Raw genomic sequence first — 3,988 nt, 5'->3', positions numbered from 1 at the left:
CAATGCCCGTCCTAAAGCAGCCCCGCGGAAGAAGAAGGCAGCGCCGGTGGCTGGGGTGGGAGAGGACTTCTGCATCTTCTGGGAAAAGTTTCATGACATCACCGAGCATCCCAAAGTAAACATCGGCCGGGCCCGTCGCGAATGGAAAAAATTGACGGCAGGCGAGAAACAGCGGGCACTGGACAACATCGACGAATATTACGACCATCTGAACAACCAAAAATATTGTAAACAAGCCGCCACCTATCTGGCGGACAAATCTTTTGAAAATGAATATGATGACTGAAACTACTTTTTCCCACGACAGTGACCTCGAAGAAGCTGTCATCGGTGCCTGCATGATAGAGCGCGCTGCCATGCCTCTGGTGGCGGACAAACTTCGTCCCGAGATGTTCTACGAGGAGAAGAATCTGGAAATTTTTGCCGCCCTGCAATCGATGTATCGCAGCGTGAAGTCCATAGATACCATCACGCTGAAGAACGAACTGGCAGCCCGTGGCAAACTCGATGCCGTGGGCGGGCCTTACGAACTGTTACGCATCAGCTCGAAGGTCAGCTCCAGTGCTCATCTGGAGTATCATGCGCTCATCCTTAGGCAATTGCACACGCGGCGTATCATGCGTACGGGATTCCAGCAACTGCTGGCGTTCAGTGCCGACGAGTCGATGGATATTGACGACATCCTGGTGGAAGCCCATCGACTGCTGGAGGGGCTGGAGGACGAGAGCGGCGTAGCCGACCACCTTCGCTCCATAGACCGGCTGATGGACGACACGCTGGCCGAGGTGGAGCAGCGTATGGAGCACGGATGCAACGGCATTACGGGTATCCCTACGGGTTTTGACGCTCTGGACCACGTTACGGCGGGCTGGCAGCGCGGCGACTTGAACATCCTTGCTGCCCGTCCGTCGGTGGGGAAGACGGCCTTTGCCCTCCACCTAGCCCGTGCCGCTGCCATGGCGGGGCGTCATGTGGTGGTCTTCAGCCTCGAAATGCAAGGCGAGCGCCTGGGAGACCGCTGGCTGCTTGCAGCTACGGAGGGGGTAGACCCGCAACACCTGCGTAGCGGTCAGCTCACACCCGGCGAGGTGAGGCAGGTGCATGAGGCGTCTGCCGAGTTGTCGCGGTTGCCCATACTGATAGACGACCATCCGATGACGAGCATGGACCGCGTGCGTTCTTCCGCCCGCCTGCTGAAGAGCAAGAATCGCTGTGACATGGTGATTGTGGACTATCTGCAACTATGTGACATGAGGAGTGACCAGAAAAACCGCAACCGCGAGCAGGAAGTGGCGCAGGCAAGCCGCAAGGCAAAGCTGCTGGCCAAGGAGCTGGATATCCCCGTACTGCTGCTGAGTCAGCTGAACCGGGCGAGCGACGGTAGCATAGACCATCGCCCCACCCTGAGCAACCTGCGCGAGAGCGGCGCCATAGAGCAGGATGCGGATATGGTAATGCTGCTTTGCCGCCCTGCCCTCTACGGCAAGACCGTCGATAAGAAGAGTACTTATCCCACCGATGGCCTGGGTATCGTCATCATAGCCAAGCACCGTAATGGCAAAACCGGTGAAGTCTATTTCCATCATAACCAAAGCATGACAAAACTGGTGGACTACATACCACCATTGGAGTGGCTGACGAGGAATGCAAAGTGATGGATGGAAATTTATAGAATACAGAGACACAAAGACACGGAGATTTTTCTTATTGCTTGAAAAACTCTGTGTCTCCGTGTTTTTTGTAGTAAAAAAAATGGCAAAACACTTGACTTCCGCTTCTTAATGTTGTATCTTTGTAATGTGCTTAAGAAAAGGAATAATCATTGATTCGGGCGCCCTATCCCTTCCCTTACCCACTTCTCTCTTATAACTCATTTTTCTTAACTTAAACCTTAACTTTTTAAATTTATGGATGTAATTGTAGAGCGCTTCCAGCGCCGTAAAATCGTGAGCAACCCGGCTTCGCCCATGTTGTACTATCTCCGTCAGAAACCCAAGACCTGCGGCACCGTGGACATCGATGTCCTTGCCGCCTCCATTCAGAAAAACTGTGCCATGACGAAGGGCGACGTGAAGCACGTCATCGAAGCCCTGGTGGAGGAGATTCAAGGCAACCTTGCCAATGGCGACAAGGTGAAGCTGAACCAGCTGGGCACTTTCCACATGACGTTCCGCTGTCCCGGCATGGAGGCCTCGGACAAATGTACGGTGCGCAATATCTCGAAGGTGAATATCCGCTTTATCCCCGACAAGGAGCTGAAGCTGGTGAACGGCAGTACCGCCGTGACCCGCAGCCCGGCGAATGTGGGCTTTGTGCTCGACAAGCCCGAGGAGGGCGGCTCCGGCGGCGGCAATCAAGGCGGTGGTTCCGGAGGCGGCTCCGGCGACGACGGCGACCAGGGCGAAAATCCGCTGGGATAAAGAAGGAATGATTAAGGGTTAGTGATTAATGGTTAATGAACACAAGCAAATCGCTTATCGCTAATCAATCCCTAATGATTAACCATTAATCATTAGCCCTTAATCCTTAATCACTAATCCTTAACCATTAATTCTTAACTATTAATCCTTAATTTTATGAGTACAAAATCATCTGTTTGGGATAAGATTCTGAAAGTGATAATCGCTGTAGCCTCCGCGCTTATTGGTGCCCTGAGCGCCCATGCCATGACAGTGTAGCGGGTTTCCTTCACTTTTAATTTTTAATTTCTAATTTTTAATTCTCATGAGATTCATCAATCTTATCGTCGTCCATTGTTCCGCCACCCGCTGCGACCGCTGCTATACGGAGCACGACTTGACGACAGACCACCTGCGCCGGGGCTTCTCCGGCGCAGGTTATCATTTTTATATCCGCAAGAACGGTGACATCAAGTCCCTGCGTCCCTTGTCCCTGCCTGGTGCCCATGTCCGGGGTTGGAATGCAGGTAGCATCGGTGTCTGCTACGAAGGCGGTCTTGACGAGTGCGGTCGCCCTGCCGATACACGCACCCTTTTTCAAAAGCACTCCCTGCGTGTGCTTGTGTTGCTGCTGCTGAAGGATTATCCCGGTTCCCGGCTTTGCGGTCACCGCGACCTGAGCCCCGACCTGAACCATAACGGGGAGATAGAGCCGGAAGAGTGGGTGAAACAATGTCCCTGCTTTGATGCGGCGACTATACTGACAGAACCGCCACCACCCAATCCGGCATGCTTATAAAATGTTTTTATTCTCTTTCTTCATGCTCTTCGCGCGCACGTATATATATAATGTATAGTTATTTTCTCTCTTTTTCCTTTCTTCAAAATTGTTCATGCGAAATGCATTTATGAATCAGTAAGTTACAAAAAAGTTTCATTTTTATTAAAAAAAATGATAGATATGTTTGGCTTGTATTGTTAAATCCTATACCTTTGCACCCGCTTTCCAAGAGAAGGAAAGTGGTAAGATTGAAATACTGAAACAGAAGTGTGGAAGGTGACACAGAGAAATAAAAAGAGATAAAAATATTTTTCGAAAAACATTTGGAACTTATTAATAATTCTCCTTATCTTTGCAGTCCGACTCGCAAAGAAAAAGAACTTTTCTTGTTTTGCTTTTCTTATCCTTGTTTAAAGGATTTGAAAATACAGAAAAAAGAAAAAATAAAAAAAAACTTCCGAAAATATTTGGAGGATATGCTTTAAAGTTCTTACCTTTGCATCCGCTTTCTGAAAAGAACAGCAATCGTGAAACAAGCGATCTTTGAACAGATTTACATAAACAATACAAGTAGTACAAGAGCAGGTGCTTCGCAAATTAATAATTGGAAACTAATGATTAAGGCGCGTCGTACCTGGGTAAAACAAAAGAACCGTCAATACTTATTCTATATAGATTAGGTAAAGATAAACTTTTTGAATTCGAGCGTCCTGAACAGATAATTAAGCTGCCGCACTTTAATTTTTAATTTGCGCAGTCAAGATACTTTTACAATGAAGAGTTTGATCCTGGCTCAGGATGAACGCTA

4 protein-coding genes and 1 pseudogene are annotated in these 3,988 nt (G+C 49.1%); all 5 read left to right on the top strand.

From position 1 onward, the window contains the following. Positions 1–286 (top strand): annotated as a pseudogene (locus tag ABUA47_RS23530) (hypothetical protein); the annotation flags it as partial. Beyond that, entirely contained in the window at positions 276–1,655 is a 1,380-nt protein-coding gene (gene dnaB / locus ABUA47_RS23525; RefSeq protein WP_035449314.1) for a replicative DNA helicase, read from the top strand. The pseudogene ABUA47_RS23530 and the gene dnaB, both read left to right, overlap by 11 nt. 252 nt (positions 1,656–1,907) lie before the next feature. Continuing rightward, positions 1,908–2,420: an HU family DNA-binding protein gene (locus tag ABUA47_RS23520; protein WP_005837397.1), complete on the top strand. Its 513-nt coding sequence runs from the start codon at positions 1,908–1,910 to the stop codon at positions 2,418–2,420. Positions 2,421–2,576: 156 nt separating this feature from the next. Beyond that, complete coding sequence (locus ABUA47_RS23515) at positions 2,577–2,678, top strand: smalltalk protein (protein ID WP_005837396.1); 102 nt, start codon at positions 2,577–2,579, stop codon at positions 2,676–2,678. A gap of 46 nt (positions 2,679–2,724) precedes the next feature. Beyond that, the gene (locus ABUA47_RS23510; RefSeq protein ID WP_035448724.1) at positions 2,725–3,198 is read left to right on the top strand and encodes an N-acetylmuramoyl-L-alanine amidase; all 474 of its coding nucleotides are present in this window, start codon (positions 2,725–2,727) and stop codon (positions 3,196–3,198) included. Positions 3,199–3,988: the final 790 nt, after the last annotated feature.

The organism is Bacteroides sp. RTP31139st1_H2_RTP31139_211217, from assembly GCF_040227615.1.
In the GTDB taxonomy this organism is placed as follows: Bacteria; Bacteroidota; Bacteroidia; order Bacteroidales; family Bacteroidaceae; genus Bacteroides; species Bacteroides uniformis.
Note: the sequence above shows the minus strand (reverse complement) of the source record. Positions and strands in the feature narration are given on the sequence as shown.